Here is a 21,814-nt window from a genome sequence, read left to right as displayed (position 1 = left end):
CTTTAAGCAGATGTTAGTTTTTTATGGAGGTAACTTCCGAGTTTGCGAGCTCCAAAGTTAAAGATCAAGATAAAGATCAAAAGAACAGCGGCTGAACCAGCTGAGACTTCAATGGAGTCAGGAATCGTTCCTTCACTATTAACCTTCCAAATATGGACAGCCAAGGTTTCAGCTTGACGGAAGATTGAAATCGGACTCGTCACACTAAAGATATTCCAGTTTGACCAATCGAGAGCTGGAGCTGATTGACCTGCTGTATAGATCAAGGCAGCGGCTTCCCCAAAGATCCGTCCTGAGGCCAAGACAACCCCAGTGATAATGCTTGGAAGAGCCTCAGGAACCACGACATGCATCACGGTTTCCCAGCGAGACAAGCCCAGAGCTAGACCTGCTTCACGCTGGGTATGATGGACGTGCTGCAAGCTATCTTCGATATTACGAGTCATCTGTGGAAGGTTAAAGACGGTCAAGGCCAAGGCCCCTGAAATGATCGAGAAGCCATATTTGAACTGGACAACAAAGACCAAGTAACCAAAGAGACCTACAACGACCGATGGCAAGGAAGACAAGATCTCAATACAGGTACGAACCAAATTGGTCAAGCGCCCTTTTTTAGCGTACTCGGAAAGGTAAATACCAGCCCCAAGAGAAAGTGGGAAGGAAATCACCAAGGTAATGACTAAGAGGAAAAAGGAATTATACAATTGAATTCCGATCCCTCCTCCTGCTTGATAAGAGGAGGATTTACCAGTCAAGAAATGCCAGGATACATGGGGCAAGCCACGGACCAAGATATAAAGGATCAATGAGGCAAGAATCGCAACGATGATCCCTGAAATAGCATACAGTACTCCTGTTGCAATTTTATCCATTCGTTTAGCGTGCATAGTTCTTCTTACCTCTTTCTTTCGTAATCAGTTTAATCACACTGTTAAAGGCAAGACTCATGAGGAGCAATACCAAGGCGAGTGACCAAAGAACATTGTTATTGACCGTACCCATGACGGTATTTCCGATTCCCATGGTCAAAATAGAGGTGAGGGTGGAAGCTGGTGTTGTGAGCGAGGTTGGCACCACTGCAGAGTTTCCGACCACCATCTGGATAGCCAAGGCTTCCCCGAAGGCACGCGCCATACCAAAGACAACTGCTGTAAAGATTCCAGAGCGGGCTGCCTTGAGGGTGACATGCCAAATGGTTTGCCAGCGGGTCGCACCCATGGCCATACTAGCTTCCCGGTAATGACGGGGTACAGCTCGGAGGCTATCGGTCGTCATAAAGGTAACAGTTGGTAGGATCATAACAAAGAGGACAAAGACCCCGGAGAGGATCCCAAAACCAGTCCCTCCAAAGAGACTACGGGTGAAAGGGACAACGACTTGAAGACCAATGAATCCATAAACAACGGAAGGAATTCCCACCAAAAGCTCAATCGCTGGTTGCAAGAAACGAGCTCCTTTGGGAGAAACTTCTGTCATAAAAACAGCTGCTCCAATGGCAAATGGCGTTGCCAAAAGGGCAGAAAGCAAGGTTACAATAAAGGAACCTAGAATCATTGGTAGGGCTCCGAATTCCTTTGCGGCAGGATTCCAAGAGCTCCCAAATAGAAAACTAAAGATATTGACTTTATTGACAAAGAAAGTCGATAAGCCTTTTTGAGCCACAAAAATCAAAATCATGGCTACAACGACAACAATCAAACTCATACATAGAAAGGTAATGGTCTTCCCAAATTTTTCTAGGCGGGAGTTTTTTGATTTCGTCAGCATTTTTTTTGCTACTTCGTTCATTTTTTACCTAATTCTTTTATTTTTTTGTCACATTCCCTTTTAAATCACGGGTGACTTTCATATCATTGATTGGGATATAGCCCATCTTACCAACAACCTTTTGCTGGATCTCATCGGTCATCATGTAGTCAATGAATTTTTTAGACAACTCATTGGGTTTTCCTTTGGTATACATGTGTTCATAAGACCAGATTGGCCAGTTATTGTTGATAACATTGGCTTTGGTTGGTTGATAACCATTGAGCTTCATGGTTTTGACACTGCTATCCAAGTAGGTAAAGGCCAGATAAGAGATGGCTCCTGGAGTCTGGGAAACGATATTTTTCACCATTCCATTAGAATCTTGCTCTTGGGCCTGCTTAGGTTGTTTGCCATCCATGATAATGGCATCAAAGACTGCACGGCTACCAGAACCAACAGCCCGGTTCACAATCGTGATCTCAAGATTTGGTCCTCCCAATTGCTTCCAGTTGGTATATTCACCCGTAAAAATCTTTCGCAATTGCTCAGTTGTCAAATTATCGACTGAGATATTTTTATTGGCAATGATCGCTGTCCCTGCTACGGCTACCTGGTGATCGACAAGACTAGAAGCATCAATCCCAGATTTTTCTTCGGCAAAGAGGTCACTATTTCCGATATCAACTGCGCCTGATTGAACTTGAGAAAGTCCTGTACCAGATCCTCCTCCTTGCACATTCACAATTTTACCTGGATGTTCCTCAATGTAGCGGTCCACTACTCCCTCAACTAGAGGTTGTAAGGCAGTCGAGCCAACTGCTGTGATAGACTCTCCACGATTGATCCAAGAAGCACAAGCAGATAAGCTTCCTGCTAATGCGATCGTCGCTAATCCTAAGACTAACTTTTTAGACGTTTTCAAATCATGTCTCCTTGATATTTCACTATTTCACTTTCGATTTTTTGTCAATTTTTTCCAAAAAACCTTTACTTCCACTATATCATAGAACCAGTTCTTTGCCTAGCATTTTACCTAAAACGTAGGCCCTTGGGATAGAAATTTTTCAGGGTCTGTCCAGTGACTTTGGCAAAGCCCAAACCATTGCCTTCAACGAGGACCTGGTACCAACCATTTGGATGTGTTTCCTTCAATTGGATGGTCTCTCCCACCACATAATGGACAAAGTCCTCTGGTGTGATGGCAACGGTCTCTTTAACTTCACTCGGTCTCAGAGCTAGACCAAGGGCAAAACTAGGTTCAAAACGATTTTTCTTGAAGGTTCCGAGGTGCAAACCATTTCGAGCAATTTTTACTTTGCGCAAATCTGGTAAACCTAAAGGAACAATATAAAGCTCGTCACCAAAGGTTTCGAGGACCCCTTCCAGTGTGACTTTCAAGTGTTTCTTAGCAAATTCCTGCCACAATTTCTTTTGTTCTGCAGATAATTGGTCCTTCTTCGAAGGGACTTTGGCAGGTCGATTCTCTCCTAGATAGCGGAACTTAGCAACAAATTGTCCCTCCCCTTTAAAGAGATGAGGATACATGCGCGCCGTTTCTGGATAGTCAATGCCTTCTGCCATACCATTGATCTTCTGGATCGTTTCCAGCTCCAGATTATAGTTTTCCAAAAGCCAGGATACGATCTCTTCATTTTCCTCAGGAGCCCAAGTACAGGTTGAATAAACCAAGAAACCACCCGGAACCAACATCTTGAGAGCATCCTCTAGAATCTCTCTTTGAAGGAGACTGCACTCTCGAGGATAATCGATGGACCAATAGTCCATGGCCTCCGGTTGCTTACGAAACATCCCCTCGCCTGAACAAGGGGCGTCTAGTACAATCAGATCAAAAAAGCCTGAGAAGACTTTGGCCAGACGATCGGCTGATTCATTGGTCACCAGCACATTTCGAGAACCAAAGCGTTCGACATTCTCTACGAGAATTTTCGAGCGGCCCTTGTGGATTTCATTAGAGACCAAGAGTCCCTGATTGTCCAAATAAGACAAGAGCTGGGTCGTCTTTCCTCCAGGAGCTGCCGCCAAGTCTAAGACCTTCATCCCAGGATTAGGGTGGGCTACTTGGGCCACTATCTGTGCTGCTGGCTCTTGCGAATAGACCAAGCCTGTTGCGTGCTCGATGGATTTCCCTGAGACCTTTCCGTAGTGCCCCCAAGGCGTATTCGGAATGGGATCGTCAAATACTTTTTGCGCTTCTTTCAAGGGATTGGTGCGAAAGGCTGCTAACGCTTCTTGATCAAAGGTCGCAAAAAAAGCAGCAGCATCCTCACCTAGAAGATGCTGGTATTTTTCTTTAAAACCATTGGGAAAATTCATTTAACTTCTCCCTTTCTTAAGATAGGTTTGAATTTCTGTTAGCTTAGCTTTTGGAACCATCATAATGGGTTCCACTGTCTGGTAATTGGGGCTATCCCCATTTAGATTTAAGACTGTGTATCCTAACCGTTCGCCCATGATCGCTGCTGCTGCGTAGTCCCATGGCCAGATATAGCTAAAGTAAGCCAAAATACCGCCTGAGAGAATTTTTGCAAAACTAATGCCTGCACTCCCATAGACTCGAATTCCTAGTGAATCCATTCCAAGATCGGCCATCCCCCAGTCATTTTTCTCAAGCATACCGACATTTGACGCAATCAGGAAGTTCTCCAAAGGCTGATCCACAAAGGGCGTCAGTTCAACCTCATTGCGATAAACTGGGAATTCCCCACCACCATAAAAGAGGTGGTCCCGCATGACATCGTAGATCAAACCAAACTGACCAATCCCGTCTTCAAAATAGGCTACCATGACCGCAAAGTCTTCCTTTTGGGTCACAAAATTATTGGTCCCATCAATGGGATCGATTACCCAAACCGCTCCTTCTGAAATCGGGGATCGAAGACCATCTTCCTCCGCAAAAATCCGATCTTCGGGATAGCGACGATTGATTTTTTCAACCAAATCCTGTTGAACTTGTTGGTCCATTTGGGTGACCAAGTCCGTTGGCCCCGTCTTTTTCGTAATCATTAAGGAATCATTGAGATGAAGACGTAAATACTCCCCTGCTTCCAAAACGATCTGTTTTGCATACTCTAATTTATTCTTCAAGAGAAAACCATCCTTCCTCTTTTTGCTTTGCAGCCTGGGTCGCGCGATAGAGAGAATAACCACTCACTTCTTCGAACTCCCGTCCAAGTCGTTTTTCTTCTCCGATACTTGGCACAACCTTTTTAAAAGCCCGGTAGGCATCCATGTATTCTTTAGCCTCTACCTTACTTTCATAGGCTTCTTCGACTTTATTGAAAAAAGAAAGCACTGAAGCAAGCTCTTCAGTGCTCCACGATAAGTCCAGTGGGTAACTATAATTTTTTTGCATTCGACATACTTCTTAGTTTATTTCTGCTCTTAGAGTGGCAGAGCGTAACTCTTGTTTGCGATAACTGCGCGGCAAGAAGGCGCGAATTTCATCTTCGTTAAAGCCAATCTGCATGCGTTTGTTATCTAAAATAATCGGTCTCCTCAAGAGACTTGGATTTTCCTCAATCAGATGAATCAAGGCTGAGATCGATAAATCTTCGACATCAACATCCAATTTTTGAAAAATTTTTGAACGAGTTGAAATAATGTCGTCTGTTCCGTTTTCGGTCAAGGCCAATATACTTGTCAACTCCTGTTTGCTCAAAGGACTTGTCATAATATTGTGTTCTTTAAATGGAACATCGTGCTTTTTTAACCAAGCCCGAGCTTTTCGACATGATGTACAACTCGGTGATAAAAATAATGTAATCATGTGGTTCACTTCTTTTTTTATATATAACTATCTAACTCTATTATACAAAAAAATTAGGTGCTTGAAAAGCGCTTTTTTGATTTCTAGTCGATTTTTCTGAATTTCTTTGGAAATCAGAAAGCACTTCCATTTTTCTTCTAAAAAACCTAGAAAAAAGGATTAGGAGAACTCCTAATCCTTGGTCCATTTTCGTGCGACCACTTCGTCCTCTTCTAATTGAGCCACTAATTGGGGAATGCTATCAAATTTGATCATCTCCCGAATCTTGTCCAACCAATGAACCGTCAGCGTATGGCCGTAGATGTCTCCTGAAAAGTCAAAAAGATTGACTTCAAACCGAAGCTCCTTCCCATCAAAGGTAATATTCTTCCCGACAGAAGCCATGCCCCGATAGGTATGCCCTTTAAAATCGACATCAACCACATAGACCCCGTCAGATGGTAGATAGGTCCGATCAATCGGTGCTAGATTGGCAGTAGGATAGCCAATAGTCCGGCCACGCGCATCTCCATGGACAACAATTCCCCGACTGGACAAGGGATGACCAAGCAACCGTGCAGCTTCCTTGACACGCCCTTTTATGACATCTTGTCGTATGCGGGTTGAGCTAATTTTTTCGCCCTGATCCAATACAGGTGGAATGACTTCAACCTGGCCATCAAAATAAGTAGCTAAATGAGAGACATTATTTTTATCTGAACCAAAACTGTAATCAAATCCAGCAATTAAGACCCGAGCTCTCAAGGCTTTCACGTACTGTTCGACAAATTCTTTTGCTGTTTTTGAAGCAAAATCAGTCGTAAAATCAATGAGGAAGAGTTCATCAACACCTAGTTCTTTTAATTTTTGGAACCGATCCTCAGGGCTCTGCAAATGAAGGAGTAATTCCGGTCGGTAGCGAACAAAGGCTAATTTAGGAGATTCAGGAAAGGTTAGCAAAGCAACCTTCAATCCCTTTTCATCTGCCATTTGACGGGCCTTATTAAAGAGTTCTTGATGCCCCAGATGCAGGCCATCAAAATAGCCTAGGACTAAAACAGTATCACTGTCTACATGGATCTGATGAGCAGTAGTTATCAAACGAATATTCATAAATTTATTGTAACACACTTTCTGTCAGAAAAACCTTGCGAGGTTTGTAAAGTTCTTCCCTTTTTTCCAAAATAGCTACCAATTTCCCTTGGTAAAAAGCAGCTAACTCTCTGGCTTCGCTCTCAACTGGAATAAAGCGTCCCACTTGGACTTCACCAACCTCTTCAACTGTCAGCTCTACTTTTTCCAGATCCCCGGTTCCAATCTCAAGTGGATGAAGGAAGCTCAAATCTCCTTGCGCTACTTTTTCAGCAAGCTCTTCCAGGGTCAGGGCATCATCCAGTGACAAACCGGCAGCACTGGTCCGGGTCAGATAGGACATGTGGGCGGCGTAACCCAACTTTTGACCAAGGTCCACCGACAAGGTCCGGATATAGGTCCCCTTGCTGCATTTGACCCGGAAGCGAAAACGGGCCAGGCCTTCCTCGTAGCCAATATCACTGGTACGCGTAAAGTCATAAATGGTCACCTGTCGAACCGGCCGTTCCACTTCTTCACCTGCACGCGCATATTCATAGAGCTTACGTCCATTAACCTTGATCGCTGAATACATGGGCGGGACCTGCTCCATTTCTCCCACCATTTGAGCTATCTTGCTGTCTACCTCTGCTACATCTAAAGACGCTTCTACAGGGGTCCGCTCTACGACTTCCCCGCTGGCATCCTCCGTTGTGGTAGAAAATCCCAAAGTGATTTCTCCCTCGTAGATTTTACCCTCATCCTGCATAAATTCAACCATCCGGGTCGCTTTTCCTACGGCAATCGGAAGCACCCCCACCACATCCGGGTCCAGAGTCCCTCCATGGCCAATCTTCTTGGTTCCTAAGATTTTCCGCAGTTTAAAGACCACATCATGTGAAGTCATGCCTGCTTCTTTTTTTACATTAATAATTCCGTCCATTTGAATTGATCTTTCTATCTCATGTGTGACCATGACGGTCACCGACCCTTTATTATACCATGAAAGCAGACTTCTTGTCCCTCTTTCCCCCTTCCCATGAGCTCCTAAAAAAACCCGTAGCAGATTTCAGACTTTTTAAAATGGGTTTGATACAATAGAAGACGAAAGAAGGTGTAACATATGTTAATGTATGATGTTATTGTTATTGGATTTGGTAAAGCTGGTAAAACACTCGCAGCGAAATTATCAAGCCAAGGGAAAAAAGTCGCTCTGATTGAAAAGAGCAAATCTATGTACGGTGGTACTTGTATCAATATCGCTTGTATTCCCACCAAGACCTTGATTGTTGCCGCAGAAAAAGGCTTGGATTTTGAGCAAGCCATGAAGGAGAAAAATGCAGTCACCACTCGTCTCAACGGCAAGAACTACGCAACTATTGCAGGAACTGGTGTAGACATTATCGATGCGACAGCTCGTTTCCTTTCCAACAAGGTCATCGAAATTCAAGCTGGAGATGAAAAGGAAGAATTGACTGCTGAAACCATTATTATTAATACTGGTGCGGTGCCAACTATCCTTCCAATCCCAGGACTGGCTGAAAGCAAATTTGCTGTAGATTCAACCGGTATTCAACGTTTGGAAAACCTACCTAAACGCCTGGGCGTCCTTGGTGGTGGACCAATCGGATTGGAATTTGCCCACCTCTACAATACCTTGGGTAGCCAAGTAACAGTACTGGATGCTTCTGAAGCGTTCTTGCCACGGATTGAGCCAAGCATCGCAACTCTTGCAAAAAGCTACCTTGAAGAAGATGGCATTCAATTCTTGCAAGGCGTTCATACCCAAGAAATCAAAGATGGTGAAGCTAGTTTAACCCTTGTAACCGATAAAGGAGACTTCGAGTTCGATATCCTCCTCTACGCAACCGGACGCAAGCCAAATACAGCAGGTCTTGGTCTTGAGAACACAGACATCCAAGTCACTGATCGTGGAGCGATTCAAGTCAACCGTCATTTGGAAACCAGCGTCCCTGGTGTCTTTGCAGTTGGGGATGTCAATGGTGGGCCTCAGTTCACTTACATGTCACTCGATGACTTCCGCATTGTCTTCAACTACCTTACAGGTGATGGTAGCTACAATCTCGAAACACGTGGAAACTATGCGACAACACTCTTCATTGCTCCTCCATTGGCCCAAGTCGGCTTGACTGAGCAAGAAGCACGCGACAAAGGACTTCCAGTGGCTGTCAAAGAATTGCCAGTTGCTGCCATGCCACGTGGCCATGTCAATGCAGACCTTCGAGGTGCTTTCAAAGCTGTGGTTAACCCAGAAACCAAAGAAATCCTTGGAGCAACTCTCTTTGGAGAAGCCGCAGGTGAACTCATCAACCTGATCACCATGGCCATGGACAACAAGATCCCTTACACTTACATCGCAAAACAAATCTTTACCCACCCAACCATGGCAGAAAACCTAAACGACCTCTTTGCGATTTAACTAACATAAAAAAGCTGGAAATATTCCAGCTTTTTTTAGTTTAAGAATTCACAGACAGCCTCTTGAAATGCTTTATTTTCTTCATACAGAGCATGACCTGAATGCTTAAGAATAAGGAGCTGACAACCCGAAATCGCTTTTGCCAGTTCCTTGGATCCATCCACACCAATCACATCATCTTCGAGGGCACCAAGAACCAAAGTCGGACATTGAATTTCTTTTAAGACCTCAAGGCTATCATGAGTAAGGCAAGACTGAGACTGAATGGCAATTCGTTTCTCATCTTTGATTCGTCCCAAGCGCCCCATAATGTTAGAAAGAAAGCGCCACTTTTGGTAGCTCTTTTGCGTATAGGAGTGCTTTGCGATATCCAGCATGAGGTCTCTAAAAGTTCCAGATTGACTAAGCTTTTGCCAATGCTCAATTCGCTCTCTAGCAAGTTGACTAGGCTTCGCTGTTGTCACAGCTAGGATGAGCCTTTGAACCCTTTCTGGAAAATCTACAGCTAGCCATTGAGCAATCATTCCACCTTGTGAAATCCCCATAACATAGGCGGCATCTAGGTTTAGTGTCTCCATTGCTTCTGCTACATCTGCTGCCATATCTCGTGTCGTATAGCCCTGCCTCAACTCATTGATTCGAGAAAAAACATAAATTTTGTAACGTTTGGCAAGTATACGGTATGTGATTGAAAAAGGCATAGCCATACCTTTAACCGTCTGCACCCCATCCCCCAAGCCTGGTATGATAACGAGAGGCTTCTTTCCTTTACCAAAGGTCACATAGTCCATGGTTTTCTCATTCATGGACAAGGTAGCGTTCTTAGCTGAATACAAAGATTATTCTCCTTTCAGAGCATCAAACTTGGCCTTCATGGTTGGATTCTTCCGAGTCAATTTTTTAACGGAAACATCATCCAACTTGTTGTTAGCGAGGCGGAGTTGGTTTTCTGATGTGGTCAGGAATTTCTTGACTTCTTCCATCCGTTTGATGGCCTTGTCGATTTCATCGATGGCCTTACCGAAGTTGACTGAGGCTGAATTGTAGTTCTTTGCAAAGGCAACTTTAAATGCATCCAGGTCTTCTTCAAAGTGGGTGATGTCGATATTTTGTTCACGAACAAGCGCCAATTCCTGCTTGTACTTCAGGGAGTTGAGAGCGGCATTACGTAAGAGGCCGATGATTTGGATAAAGAACTGAGGACGAACGACATACATCTTCTCGTATTCATGACTGACATCGACAATCCCTGTGTTGAAGTAGTCGTTATCTGCCTCAAGCATGGTTACTAAAACGGCATACTCACAGTTTTTTTCCCGACGATCCTTGTCCAATTCTTTGTAGAAGTCTGCATTTTTGTGTTTCTTTTCGGTCCCGTCGGCTTCATTCTTCATCTCGAACATAATGGAGATAATCTCTACCCCATTTTCATCGCATTCGCGGAAGATAAAGTCCCCTTTAGACCCACGCGCAGAGACCTTGTTGTCCTTTTCAAAATAAGCATTTGGAAATGCAAAACTGCGAACCTTGTTGAATTCACTTTCCGCATACTGTTCTAAACTTTCTCCGATTGCCTTGGTCGACTGTTGGGCCTTGAAGTTCTTATAGAACTCAACTTGCTCATTTGCTGCTTTTAACTGGGCCTCATAGTTTTGTTTAACAGAAGTCAGAGAAAGCTCGTTTTCTTTTTCTTGTAAGAGAAGCTGGTTTTTGACCTGATCTCTTTCTTTCTCTAGATCAGACAGTGTTTTTTGAAGCTGATTTTCATGCTCCAAGCGCAAGGTAGCCAACTGATTTTCCAGTGCCTGCACTTCTTTTTCTTTCTCTAGCAGGCTTTGGCTAGCCGTTTGCTCCACCTCTTTTTTGGCCAATTCTTTTTCAGTATCAAACTGTTGAATCTGGTTTTGTAACTGAGCAATTTCTTGGTCCTTCTTGGCTAACTTCTCTTGCTGCTCATTAAGGGCCTTTTGCTCAGCTAAAGCCAACTCTTGCCGAATCCGCTCATGAATTTCCTTGTCAAACTCAGCTGTACGTACCTGTGACAAGAGCTCGCTGTATTGACTTTCATTAACTGTAAAAACTTCCCCACAGTTGGGGCACTTGATTTCGTTCATAGCCTGCCTCTTTCTCTATTCTTAGTATATTATATCATGCCGCCTGTAAAATCAAAACCAGCAAACGAGGCTTGCTGGTTTTAACTGAAAATTCATTTCTCTATTGAGACTTTCCTTAAGTGAGGACGGACAGTAGCGACTCCCTTTGGGATTCCATACCTTAGATTTGAGCCTTCCGTCTCAAATCTACCGAGCACCTGAAACTAATGCGTTTCTGATGCTTTCCTCACGGCGAAAAGTCTCAATCTATTTTGAACTAGTTCCAAAATATTTTTTCAATAGTCTCATTCAGTAACAACTTTAGATTTCTGAAAAGATGTTGCTTGTTTATAATCTTAAACAGTACACTTAGCTTACTGGTCTCCACTTATTTCTTCTCAATCGGCGCGACACTGGCCAAGAGTTTCTTGAGCCCCACTTCTGGGAAGTTGATCTTGAGTTCTTGGGTGTTGCCACTACCAGAGACTTCAAGCACAGTTCCTTCTCCCCACTTCTTGTGAATTGCAATGTCGCCAATAGACCAAGCGACGCTCTCTTTGGCACTAGAACGGTTGCTAATGCCAAAGGGGAGGCTTGATGATGTGAGGGCACTTGGAGCTGCTTGTCTCTTGCGCTCTTGAAGGGCTTGTGACAGACTCATTCCTTTTCCAAAGATCGTTCCGCTACCATTGCTATAAGAAGCCTTAAAGCTAGTGTTGGCCGGACGCGCTAATCCTTGGTAGGTTAACAAATCTGAGCTAATTTCATTTATAAAGCGCGTCGGACGGTTGTAGCTGGTCCTCCCAAAGAGCAAACGTGAGTTGGCGTTGGTCAAGAAGAGAACCTTCTCTGCCCGCGTGATCCCCACGTAAGCCAAACGACGTTCTTCTTCCAACTCATCCGGATCCTCTGCCGCTCGACTAAGAGGAAAGACGTTTTCTTCCATCCCAATCAAGAAGACCACTGGGAATTCCAAACCTTTGGCCGCGTGAAGGGTCATCAAGGTGACTTCTGAGGTCTCTTGCGCTCCATCATCTGTATCGGCAATCAAGGCCAAATCGTTCAAGAAACGACTCAAGGTGTCCACACCTGTTTCGTCTTCAATAGAATCGCCATTTTCATCAAAATTCTTGGTAACAGATAGGAACTCTTGAATATTCTCGATGCGGGCCTGACTTTCCAGATTTCCTTGATTGGTTAGGGCCGTCATATAACCTGTTTTGTCAAGGACCTCTTCGACCAACTCTGTAATGGTCAGCTGGTCCAATCTTTCTCTCAAATCAAGAATGAGATTGGCAAAGTCCCAGATGGCCTGAGCTGCCTTTCCTTTGATGCCTGAAAGCATGATATTGGCTGAAGCATCCAGAAGTGAAGACTCTTGCATTTGAGCAAAATCACGAATCTTATCCACTGTACCTGGCCCGATTCCCCGCTTGGGTTCATTGATAATTCGCTCAAAACTGATATTGTCACTGAGGTTGGCAATCAAGTTCAGATAAGCAATGACATCCCGAATTTCCTTCCGGCTGTAGAACTTGGTGCCCCCTACCATGGTATAGGGAATGTTGGACTTGAGCAGCGCTTCTTCAATGGTCCGTGACTGGGCATTGGTCCGGTAAAGAACCGCAAAATCACGGTGCTTGTAGCCCGCTTCGCGACTGAGCTCTTCAATGGTTTTAGCAACAAATACTGCTTCATCCTGCTCATCATTGGCCCGATAATAGACAATCTCTTCCCCGTCAGCATTTTGGGTCCAAAGATTCTTCGGACGGCGGTTCCGATTGTTTTTGATAACATCGTTAGCTGCTTGTAGGATGGTTTTAGTGGAGCGATAATTTTCCTCTAACAAAACGACCTTGGCATCGGGATAATCCTTCTCAAAATCCAGGATATTCTGCATATCCGCTCCCCGCCAGCCATAAATAGATTGGTCAGCATCCCCAACGACACAGATATTTTTAAAACGTGAAGCCAAGAGTTTGACCAATTGGTATTGGGCATGGTTGGTATCTTGGTACTCATCTACATGGATGTATTGGAACTTCTGCTGGTAATAGGTCAGTACATCAGGATACTGGTCAAAGAGACGCAAGGTCAACATGATCAAATCATCAAAGTCCACCGCTTCTGACTGACGGAGTTCCTTTTGGTAAGCCTCATAGCACTTAGCTACGATCTGGGTGTACATATCTCCCGCTTGGGCAGCATAGGCCACTTCATCGATCAAGTCATTCTTGGCATTGGAAATGGTCCCCAAAATAGTCCGTTCATTCCATTTCTTAGGATCCAAGTTTAACTGCTTGAGAATACGTTTCATCAGTGTTCGTTGCTCACCTGGATCAACAATGGTGAAGTTGCGGTTGTAACCAATATGATCTGCATCTCGACGAAGGATGCGCACACACATAGAGTGGAAGGTGGCAATCAAGCAATCTTGGGTCGCTGGATTCAACTGATAAGCCCGCTCCTTCATCTCCCGAGCAGCTTTATTGGTAAAGGTAATGGCCAAAATATTCCAAGGATTGACCATTTTTTCATCGATCAAGTAAGCGATGCGATGGGTCAAGACACGTGTCTTACCCGAACCAGCCCCCGCCATGATCAAGAGGGGGCCTTCTGTCGTTTGGACCGCCTCTGCTTGGCGATCATTCATACCATTCAATAAAGGATTCATCTCATACTCCTCATTCATTCAATCGTTCTATTATATCACAATTTGCCTCTTTCTCCTTGAGAAAATGGTCGGCTTCATTTGAATTTTAAGCGTAAAAAGTCTATAATGAATCTTTAAGAAGATACGTTTTTCTTTATCAAAGGAAAACGAGGAAACGAATGAAATAAAAAATGAAAAGTAAGGAGGGACTCGTGGAAAAGTCACAAAGTAATTTAAAACTAGCCGAACGTGGAGCCCTGATCAGTATCGTGGCCTACCTGCTCCTATCCGCCGCTAAGTTAGCAACCGGCCACCTCCTTCACTCCTCCAGTTTGGTTGCTGATGGTTTTAATAACTTATCCGATATTATCAGTAATGTCGCCCTTCTCATCGGCATTCGCATGGCCCGCCAGCCAGCTGACCGCGACCATCGATTTGGTCATTGGAAGATTGAAGATCTAGCTAGCCTGGTAACTTCCATCATCATGTTTTATGTGGGCTTTGATGTCCTACGAGATACGGTTCAAAAAATCCTCAGCAGGGAAACAACTGTTATTGATCCTTTAGGAGCCATTGTTGGAGTTGGGTCAGCCCTTGTCATGTTTGCGGTCTATCTTCATAACCGCAATTTAGCCAAGAAAGCCCAATCCAAGGCCCTCAATGCTGCTGCTAAAGATAACCTGTCTGATGTAGTCACTTCTTTAGGAACCTCTGTTGCGATTGGAGCTAGTGCTCTTAACTATCCGATTGTAGACCAATTAGTGGCCATCGTTATTACCTTCTTTATCCTAAAAACTGCCTACGACATTTTCATTGAATCCTCCTTCAGCCTCTCAGATGGATTTGATGAAAGTCTTCTTGATAAATACAAGGCTGCCATTCTAGAATTGCCCAAAGTCAGCCGGGTCAAATCCCAAAGGGGACGGACTTACGGAAGCAACATTTACCTAGATGTCGTCATCGAAATGAATCCAGACCTCTCTGTTTATGAGAGTCATGCCATTACCGAAGAGGTCGAGCGCCTTCTTAAGGAAAAATTTGGCGTCTTTGACATCGATGTGCATGTGGAGCCAAGTTCTATCCCAGAAGATGAGATCCTGGACAATGTCCTTCTCAAATTAAAAACTTATGAAGAACGCTTGCAGGCTCAGCAGGAATATTCAACCCTCCTAGCAGACAACTTCACCCTCATTAATGAATTCGGTCAAGAAAGCCACAAAGAGGATCTCGTTCGTTTGCAAGAAGAGCATCAAATTCCCTTTAAGAATTTCGAAATCGAATCCATCAGTCAAAAGACCAAATTGATTCGCTATGAATTACACAACCAGGTTCATACCAGTCTCTGGCGTCGCCATGAACACTGGCAAAAGGTCTTTCACCAAATCACTAGTAAACAAGAAAAATAGATCCCTCTCCCTCAATTTAACCAGAACAAAAAGCTACTGCAATTCCTTTCCGCAGTAGCTTTTTTGTAAGAAAAAATAGCCTTTCGACTATTCTTCAACTTTTATAAAACCAAATTTATTGAGGGGGTAGAGACGAAGATTGACAACTCCTTCAATCTGATTTTTATGGATATACCCAAACTCCCGACTGTCTTCTGTGTCCCCACGGTTATCATTTAAAACCAAGTAAGTATCCGATGGTACCCGGCCAGCCTTGGTTCCCTTTAACTCTGATAAGAAGAAGTCATCTGTGTAATAGCCATTACTGGTTGGAGCAGCTAGATGTTTGTTGAGCATGTTATTCAAGTAAGGTTCTGGCGTTGCCTGCCCATTCAAATAGAGAACATCATCCACATAGCTAACTTCATCATCTTCTTTAGCAATGACACGTCCAAGGTATTCTTTTCCACCAACCTTGTATAAAACCAAATCACTGCGATCCACCTGAGCATTTCTAGTTGCCACAACGAGATCCCCATTTTTTACAGAAGCATTGGCCATTTTCTCAGTAATTGTTAATGGATGAAATACAAAAATTCGCAATAAAATCAGTGCTAATACTAGTACACCGACAATGACGATATTTCTAATTAAATCTCTCCTTGGCATGTGTGTCTCCCTTCCTTTTTATTTATTATACCATGTTTTCAATCTTTAAAAAAGAGAAAGTAAACATTAGTGAGAATTCACTTGATAACTTCCTCCGATAGACAAGTCAACGAGAAAAAGAAAAACCTTGCTTGTTGATCCTTTTCGATCAACGAGCAAGGTTTTAAGAACAATTGTCTTTATTAACGTACTGTACGGATACGCATTGTGTTTGTACGAACAGCTTCGCCAAGTGGCACACCTGCAACGATAACGATATCGTCACCAGATTCTACAAGACCTGCTTCAACTGCTTTACGTTCAGCGATTTCGAACATATCATCAGTTGATGATGGAGCTTCAGTCAACATTGGGATAACACCCCAGTTCAACATCAATCCACGCTCTGTCAATTCGTCGAATGTCAATGCCAAGATATCAGCATTTGGACGGTATTTAGAAATCAAACGTGCAGTGTGACCAGTCTTAGTAAGGGTAACAACCAATTTGATATTCATTGAGTTTGTAGCGTCTTTAACAGCTGAAGCCATAACTTCTGTCTTAGAGTTACGTTCGAAAGTATCTGAGTTCAAACGTCCGTATTCGTTAAGAAGAGTTTGAGCGTTCTTGTCAATTGTAGCCATTGTTGTTACTGACTCAAGTGGGTATTTACCATTCGCAGACTCACCTGAAAGCATTGTAGCGTCAGTTCCGTCGATAACAGCGTTAAATACGTCTGATACTTCTGAACGAGTCGCACGTGGTTTTTCAGTCATTGTTTCAAGCATGTTTGTTGCAGTGATAACAACTTTACCAGCAGCGTTCACTTTAGTGATGATCATTTTTTGGTAAACTGGAACCATTTCGAATGGTACTTCGATACCCATGTCACCACGAGCGATCATGATACCGTCAGCAGCTTCAATGATTTCATCCAAGTTATCGATACCTTGTTGGTTTTCGATTTTCGCAAACAATTGAACGTGACCGTTACCAGTTTCTTCACAGATGGCACGAACTTCGTTGACGTCTTTTGCAGTACGTACGAATGAGATCGCGATGAAGTTGATACCTTGTTCCAAACCGAAGCGGATATCATCGTTATCGCGTTCAGCAAGAGCAGGGAAAGGAATTTTCGTGTTAGGGATGTTCACACCTTTTTGTTTAGCGATCACACCGTCGTTTTCAACTTCAACGACAAATTCACGAGTTGCATCATCTTTTTCTACAACACGAAGACCCAATTTACCATCGTCAACCAATACTTGGCGACCAACTTCAACGTCATCATAGATGTCAAGCGCACCTGCAACGTTCAAAGCAATCACTTCACGAGTTGATTTGATTCCTTGTTTAGTTGCAACACGGATTTTTTCACCAGTTTTGTATGAGTACTCTTTAGCTTCACCTTCGAACAATTCAGTACGAATTTCTGGTCCTTTAGTATCAAGAAGGAAACCAACTTTTTTACCTGCAAGTTTTTCTGCAAGTTTAACAGTTGCCATCCGTTCACCTTGTTCTTGGTGGTCACCGTGTGAGAAGTTGAAACGGAAAGTGTTAGCTCCTGCTTCAATCAATTTAGCAATGTTTTGTGCTGAAGCTTCAACGTCAAGTTTTTCACCCCAGTATCCATCTTCACCGAATTTTTTTCCACCACGGATTTCTACCGCAGGACCTAAGGTTGCAACGATTTTAACACGTTTGTTCATGATATATGTGACTCCTTTTTAAATATATCTGTCTATTTAGACAAAGTTACCAAATTTAATAAATAGAAATTAGATTGAAGACAAGTTACGGTTTAACTCACAAAGGTCAAGATCAGCCTTGTGAGGATTGTTCACCACAATCTTACCTTCTTCTGTCAAGCTAAAGAGCGCGCCTTCTTCTGCTTTACCAAGGATTGGGCTTTCCACCATCTTCTCATTACGGATTCCAACGGCTACACCACCGATTCCTTGTTTGAGCAGTTTAACTGCGTGTGCACCCATACGTGAAGCAAGGACACGGTCACGTGCAGTTGGTGAACCACCACGTTGGATGTGACCAAGTTCAGTCACACGAAGGTCACTTGTATCTCCAGCATCTTTCAAAGCTTGACCAAATTCATCCGCAGACATCACACCCTCAGCCAAAACGATGATGTTGTGGGTACGACCTTTAGCGTAACCTTCTTTGATACTTTCAACAACTTCTTCGATTTTGAATCCTTCTTCTGGAATAATGATTTCATCTGCACCAGAAGCAATTCCTGCCCAAAGAGCAATATCTCCAGCATTGCGACCCATAACCTCGATAACAAAGGTACGACGGTGACTAGATGAAGTATCACGGATTTTGTCAATGGCGTCCATTGCAGTTGTAACTGCCGTATCAAAACCAATTGTAAAGTCAGTTCCAACAATATCATTATCAATGGTACCAGGAAGACCAACAGCTGGGAAACCAAGTTCTGTCAAGCGCATCGCTCCATGGTAAGAACCATCTCCACCAATGACAACAACACCTTCGATTCCATGTTTCTTCAATTGCTCGATCCCTTTTAATTGACCTTCGCGCTGAGCGAATTCAGGGAAACGAGCAGAGTGAAGGAAGGTCCCTCCACGGGAGATAATATCACCAACAGATGATCTATCAAGTGGCTTAATTTTACCAGCAACCATTCCGGCATATCCATCATAGATACCGAAGACTTCCATTCCTTCTGAAATTGCTTGGCGAACAACTGCACGGATAGCAGCATTCATTCCAGGGGCATCTCCACCACTGGTTAAAACAGCAATACGTTTCATTTCGATATTTGCTCCTTTTTTTCTTTTACATTCTACGTAATTATAACACAAAGAAAATCAAAATTCTCGTATTTTTAGCAGTTTTTATCGATAAATCGTTTTCATAACGAGATTCTTTAGTTCCTCTTCTAATTCTTGGTTTTTCTGAACTGTATAGCCCTTCAATTGAAGAGTTTTTTTCTCATCCTCATAGCGCAATACTACAGGATACGGCCCTGGATATTTTTTTAAAATAGACAGAATCGTTTTATCCTGACCATGATCAAACAATTGCAACCAAAATTTCTCATTGGTCGCTAGTTGAGCTTCCGCTAAAATCATCTGCAAACGACCATCTCGCTCTTGAACCTTTCCAGTCAAGTAGTAGTAACCACCTTCTTTGATCAAGGAAGAGAATCGATTGTAAGTTTCAGGAAAAAGGGTCACATCTAATTTGTTCTTAGTATCGCTGACCTGCAAAAAGGCCATCGGTTCCCCCGACTTGGTTCGAATGGTTCGAATGCTGTGTACCTCAATAAGAATGCGTGCTTGCTCCCCTTGTACAAGTTGGGCAATAGGCTGGATCTCAAAAGGACTTGTTTTCCCAATTGCAACCAGTGGATGGTTGCTAAGGCCAACTCCAATAATCGCCTCTTCCTTCTCATATTTTTCAGCCTGGCTAAAGTCTTCTGTCTCTATCCAAGAGTAATTGGAATCTGCAAACAAGCTTCCTAATTCATCAGCAAAAACAAACAAATTCGGTAAATTTTGAAGGACTTTGCGTCTATTCTTTTCAAAAATATCAAACAATCCAAGCTCCGCTAAGGGAGTCAAGAGAGGCAATTTATGGTACTGCCTTGGAAGTCTTAAGATGAAATCTTCGACACTTTCAAAGTGGCGATTGTCGATAATCCAATACGCTAAATCCCTGGGGAGTCCCTTGATATTTTTCATTCCCAAGTAAATTTTTCGATCCTGAAACTTATCTCTGTAAGGGATGGTATTGATGGATAATGGCGCGACTTTAAAATCAGACTGAAGAGCATCCGTCAGATAATCGCTACTCGAATAATTGAGCATGATATCAAAGAAAACATCGGGATAATGCACCTTGAAATAGGCCATTTGAAAAGCTAAGGCAGAATAGGCATAAGCATGGGAACGGTTAAAGCCATAACCAGCAAATTTTTCCATGATCGCAAAGACCTCTTTAGCTTTTTCTTCCGTATGACCTAAATTTTGAGCACCAAGGACAAAATCGTCTTCCATCTTATGCATTTCCGCCGCATTTTTTTTACCCATGGCACGCCGTAAAATATCGGCTTTCCCCAGGCTAAAACCTGCAAAGCGTTGGGCAACCTGCATGACCTGCTCCTGATATAGCATGATGCCATAAGTAGGTCTTAAGATTTCTTCAATGGCTGGATCCAAAATCTCCACTCTTTCTTGGCCATGCTTTCTTTTGACGAAATTATCGATGTAATCGCTGGCACCCGGACGATTGAGAGAGGTGGTCGCTACCACTTCTTCGAAATGATTGGGTTTCACCCGTCTCAAGAGGCGGATGGCTCCAGCCTGTTCAAATTGGAAAATCCCCTTGGTATCTCCTGCCGCAAACAAGGCCAAGGTTGCTGGATCTTCTAAATCAATGGCTTCAATCACAATCTCTTCTTGGTACTTTTCATGGACTGCTTCCTTCATCTTCTGAACAAAGGTTAAATTGCGCAGGCCCAAAAAGTCCATCTTTAACAGACCATTGGCTTCAACTGCATGGGCATCATACTGGGTGACGAACATATCTTCTCCGTACTTGAGAGGAATGTAGTCCGTCAAATCCTGGTCACTCATCACAACACCCGCCGCATGGATAGAGGTCTGTCTTGGTTGGCCTTCAATTCTTTTAGCAATCTCAAAACCACGCTCAAATTCTGCCCGGCTATGGATTACTTGTCGAAAAGCTAAATTCTGTTCATAAGCGGTTGTGAGTGTATCTCTAAAACCAATCCGCTTGGTAATAGAAGTCAATTCGTACTCAGGAACTCCAAAGCGTTTAAAGACGTCTCGAATGGCTTGTTTGGCTCCAAAGGTTGAAAAGGTGACAATCTGAGCCGCATGGTAACTCCCATACCGGTCTCTCACATAGCGGATAAATTCTGGACGATAGATATCAGGAATATCAATATCGATATCTGGCATGGTGTAGCGCTCCACATTTAAAAAGCGCTCAAAGAGGAGATCCTTAGCTACAGGGTCGATCCCTGTAATTTCAAGGACATAAGCTACCAGCGAGCCTACAGCTGATCCACGCCCCATTCCCATATAATATCCCTGACTCCGTCCGAAACGAAGGAGATCCCAGACAATCAAGAAATAATCATCAAAGCCCATTTGATGAATAATCTCTAACTCATGCTCTAGACGTTCTTGATAGACCGGACTGGTCAAGTTCTTTCGAAGAAGACCCGCTTGGGCTAATTCTCTGAGTTCCTCCACTGCGGGTCTTTGAGGATTGAAGCGAGGTAATTTCAATTGGGTATCCATGTCATAATGAATCCCTTGGACAAGTTTTTCAAGATTTGTGATGGCTTGCGGAAATGTTTCTGCAAAATCCTTCTCCAAGTCCTGAGGAGCTTTTAGGACAAGGGCAGGATCAATTGGTCCGGTTTCGGTCAAGGTTTGATTTTCTTTAATAGCAGCTAGCATTTGCATAGCTTCCATATCCCCAGCCTCAAAAAATCGAACAGTATGAAGAGGAATCACAGGGTGCGAAAACACTTGGGCGGGAGTATCCACAAACACCCCGATCAAGTAATCCAGACCAAGTGCTAATTCTTCGCTGGCAAAAGGAGCTGGGACAATGACTGCTACCCCTTCAGTCAAATGCTTCACATCCTCCCAATTGCTCTTCCCCATCATCTTGACGGTCGACATCTTCAGCAGATTCTGGTATCCCTTGGTAGATAAGGCCAACATCCGAAAGGGAATCGTTTCATTCCCGAGCTCCAGTTCAAGTTCCAAACCGACTAAGGGCTTAATATTTGCCTCCTGACAAGCTTCGATAAACTCATAAGCTCCATACAAATTATCCACATCCATCATTCCTAAAGCATCATAGCGCAAGCTTTTAGCCTTTTGGACATAGTCTTTTAGGGTCACAAGGCTTTCCATAAAAGTATAGACTGTTTTTGTATCCAGCTGTGCAATCACTTTTTCTCCTCCCTCACTTGTCTATTTTTGG

Annotated in this window: 18 protein-coding genes; 2 read left to right on the top strand and 16 right to left on the bottom strand. The window is 43.5% G+C overall.

The genetic code is table 11. The features are described from left to right. Positions 1 to 2: 2 nt before the first annotated feature. From pstA to truB, 9 genes are all read right to left on the bottom strand, one after another. A complete protein-coding gene (gene pstA / locus QM830_RS01435) occupies positions 3 to 887 on the bottom strand; it encodes a phosphate ABC transporter permease PstA (RefSeq protein WP_009732664.1) in 885 nt (294 codons plus the stop codon). Then, a complete protein-coding gene (gene pstC, locus QM830_RS01430; RefSeq protein WP_014713132.1) occupies positions 877 to 1,788 on the bottom strand; it encodes a phosphate ABC transporter permease subunit PstC in 912 nt (303 codons plus the stop codon). The genes pstA and pstC overlap by 11 nt, the downstream gene beginning before the upstream one ends. Positions 1,789 to 1,804: 16 nt before the next feature. Next, a complete protein-coding gene (locus QM830_RS01425; RefSeq protein WP_414325274.1) occupies positions 1,805 to 2,671 on the bottom strand; it encodes a phosphate ABC transporter substrate-binding protein PstS family protein in 867 nt (288 codons plus the stop codon). Between the two features lie 107 nt (positions 2,672 to 2,778). Further along, positions 2,779 to 4,083, bottom strand: a complete 1,305-nt coding sequence (locus QM830_RS01420) for an RsmF rRNA methyltransferase first C-terminal domain-containing protein (protein ID WP_414325273.1) — start codon at positions 4,081 to 4,083, stop codon at positions 2,779 to 2,781. Then, positions 4,084 to 4,854: an inositol monophosphatase family protein gene (locus QM830_RS01415; protein ID WP_414325272.1), complete on the bottom strand. Its 771-nt coding sequence runs from the start codon at positions 4,852 to 4,854 to the stop codon at positions 4,084 to 4,086. Further along, positions 4,844 to 5,122, bottom strand: coding sequence for a UPF0223 family protein (locus QM830_RS01410; RefSeq protein ID WP_414325271.1), 279 nt, complete (start codon positions 5,120 to 5,122; stop codon positions 4,844 to 4,846). The genes QM830_RS01415 and QM830_RS01410 overlap by 11 nt, the downstream gene beginning before the upstream one ends. A gap of 12 nt (positions 5,123 to 5,134) precedes the next feature. Beyond that, positions 5,135 to 5,536, bottom strand: coding sequence for a Spx/MgsR family RNA polymerase-binding regulatory protein (locus tag QM830_RS01405; protein ID WP_009732658.1), 402 nt, complete (start codon positions 5,534 to 5,536; stop codon positions 5,135 to 5,137). Between the two features lie 171 nt (positions 5,537 to 5,707). Beyond that, a complete protein-coding gene (locus tag QM830_RS01400) occupies positions 5,708 to 6,628 on the bottom strand; it encodes a bifunctional riboflavin kinase/FAD synthetase (protein WP_414325269.1) in 921 nt (306 codons plus the stop codon). A gap of 4 nt (positions 6,629 to 6,632) precedes the next feature. Continuing rightward, positions 6,633 to 7,529, bottom strand: a complete 897-nt coding sequence (gene truB, locus QM830_RS01395; RefSeq protein WP_414325267.1) for a tRNA pseudouridine(55) synthase TruB — start codon at positions 7,527 to 7,529, stop codon at positions 6,633 to 6,635. Between the two features lie 180 nt (positions 7,530 to 7,709). On the opposite strand from truB, the gene QM830_RS01390 reads away from it, so the two are divergent. Beyond that, positions 7,710 to 9,026 carry an FAD-containing oxidoreductase gene (locus QM830_RS01390; protein ID WP_140813873.1) on the top strand — a complete coding sequence of 439 codons (1,317 nt, stop codon included), beginning with the start codon at positions 7,710 to 7,712 and terminating at the stop codon, positions 9,024 to 9,026. A gap of 35 nt (positions 9,027 to 9,061) precedes the next feature. Here QM830_RS01390 and QM830_RS01385 read toward each other — a convergent pair whose 3' ends face one another. From QM830_RS01385 to pcrA, 3 genes are all read right to left on the bottom strand, one after another. Further along, complete coding sequence (locus QM830_RS01385; protein WP_414325266.1) at positions 9,062 to 9,862, bottom strand: alpha/beta fold hydrolase; 801 nt, start codon at positions 9,860 to 9,862, stop codon at positions 9,062 to 9,064. A gap of 3 nt (positions 9,863 to 9,865) precedes the next feature. Beyond that, positions 9,866 to 11,140 carry a DUF2130 domain-containing protein gene (locus QM830_RS01380; RefSeq protein ID WP_023917750.1) on the bottom strand — a complete coding sequence of 425 codons (1,275 nt, stop codon included), beginning with the start codon at positions 11,138 to 11,140 and terminating at the stop codon, positions 9,866 to 9,868. Between the two features lie 367 nt (positions 11,141 to 11,507). Continuing rightward, positions 11,508 to 13,793 (bottom strand): DNA helicase PcrA, encoded by a 2,286-nt coding sequence (pcrA, locus tag QM830_RS01375; protein ID WP_414325265.1) that lies wholly within the window; start codon positions 13,791 to 13,793, stop codon positions 11,508 to 11,510. A 191-nt stretch (positions 13,794 to 13,984) separates the two neighbouring features. On the opposite strand from pcrA, the gene QM830_RS01370 reads away from it, so the two are divergent. Further along, positions 13,985 to 15,178, top strand: coding sequence for a cation diffusion facilitator family transporter (locus tag QM830_RS01370; RefSeq protein ID WP_070589324.1), 1,194 nt, complete (start codon positions 13,985 to 13,987; stop codon positions 15,176 to 15,178). A gap of 87 nt (positions 15,179 to 15,265) precedes the next feature. On the opposite strand, the gene lepB is transcribed toward QM830_RS01370, so the two are convergent. The 4 genes from lepB to QM830_RS01350 form a co-directional block, all read right to left on the bottom strand. Then, positions 15,266 to 15,826: a signal peptidase I gene (lepB, locus tag QM830_RS01365; RefSeq protein WP_009732648.1), complete on the bottom strand. Its 561-nt coding sequence runs from the start codon at positions 15,824 to 15,826 to the stop codon at positions 15,266 to 15,268. A gap of 182 nt (positions 15,827 to 16,008) precedes the next feature. Beyond that, on the bottom strand, positions 16,009 to 17,514 hold the full coding sequence (gene pyk, locus QM830_RS01360) for a pyruvate kinase (protein ID WP_009732647.1): 1,506 nt from the start codon (positions 17,512 to 17,514) through the stop codon (positions 16,009 to 16,011). A gap of 69 nt (positions 17,515 to 17,583) precedes the next feature. Beyond that, a complete protein-coding gene (gene pfkA, locus QM830_RS01355; protein ID WP_414325264.1) occupies positions 17,584 to 18,597 on the bottom strand; it encodes a 6-phosphofructokinase in 1,014 nt (337 codons plus the stop codon). A gap of 84 nt (positions 18,598 to 18,681) precedes the next feature. Next, a complete protein-coding gene (locus tag QM830_RS01350) occupies positions 18,682 to 21,783 on the bottom strand; it encodes a DNA polymerase III subunit alpha (RefSeq protein ID WP_414325263.1) in 3,102 nt (1,033 codons plus the stop codon). Between the last annotated feature and the right edge of the window lie 31 nt (positions 21,784 to 21,814).

Origin of the sequence: Streptococcus sp. OMI750 (genome assembly GCF_047463895.1) — a bacterium.
Classification (GTDB): domain Bacteria; phylum Bacillota; class Bacilli; order Lactobacillales; family Streptococcaceae; genus Streptococcus.
This window is presented reverse-complemented; position numbering and strand designations above follow the sequence as displayed.

What these genes read in the sequence shown, in the direction of transcription:
- QM830_RS01380 (WP_023917750.1), bottom strand. Translation starts at nt 11,140, where the DNA reads ATGAACGAAATCAAGTGCCCCAACTGTGGGGAAGTTTTTACAGTTAAT.
- truB (WP_414325267.1), bottom strand. Translation starts at nt 7,529, where the DNA reads ATGGACGGAATTATTAATGTAAAAAAAGAAGCAGGCATGACTTCACAT.
- QM830_RS01405 (WP_009732658.1), bottom strand. Translation starts at nt 5,536, where the DNA reads ATGATTACATTATTTTTATCACCGAGTTGTACATCATGTCGAAAAGCT.
- QM830_RS01420 (WP_414325273.1), bottom strand. Translation starts at nt 4,083, where the DNA reads ATGAATTTTCCCAATGGTTTTAAAGAAAAATACCAGCATCTTCTAGGT.
- pfkA (WP_414325264.1), bottom strand. Translation starts at nt 18,597, where the DNA reads ATGAAACGTATTGCTGTTTTAACCAGTGGTGGAGATGCCCCTGGAATG.
- QM830_RS01390 (WP_140813873.1), top strand. Translation starts at nt 7,710, where the DNA reads ATGTTAATGTATGATGTTATTGTTATTGGATTTGGTAAAGCTGGTAAA.
- QM830_RS01410 (WP_414325271.1), bottom strand. Translation starts at nt 5,122, where the DNA reads ATGCAAAAAAATTATAGTTACCCACTGGACTTATCGTGGAGCACTGAA.
- pyk (WP_009732647.1), bottom strand. Translation starts at nt 17,514, where the DNA reads ATGAACAAACGTGTTAAAATCGTTGCAACCTTAGGTCCTGCGGTAGAA.
- pstC (WP_014713132.1), bottom strand. Translation starts at nt 1,788, where the DNA reads ATGAACGAAGTAGCAAAAAAAATGCTGACGAAATCAAAAAACTCCCGC.
- pstA (WP_009732664.1), bottom strand. Translation starts at nt 887, where the DNA reads ATGCACGCTAAACGAATGGATAAAATTGCAACAGGAGTACTGTATGCT.
- QM830_RS01400 (WP_414325269.1), bottom strand. Translation starts at nt 6,628, where the DNA reads ATGAATATTCGTTTGATAACTACTGCTCATCAGATCCATGTAGACAGT.
- lepB (WP_009732648.1), bottom strand. Translation starts at nt 15,826, where the DNA reads ATGCCAAGGAGAGATTTAATTAGAAATATCGTCATTGTCGGTGTACTA.
- pcrA (WP_414325265.1), bottom strand. Translation starts at nt 13,793, where the DNA reads ATGAATCCTTTATTGAATGGTATGAATGATCGCCAAGCAGAGGCGGTC.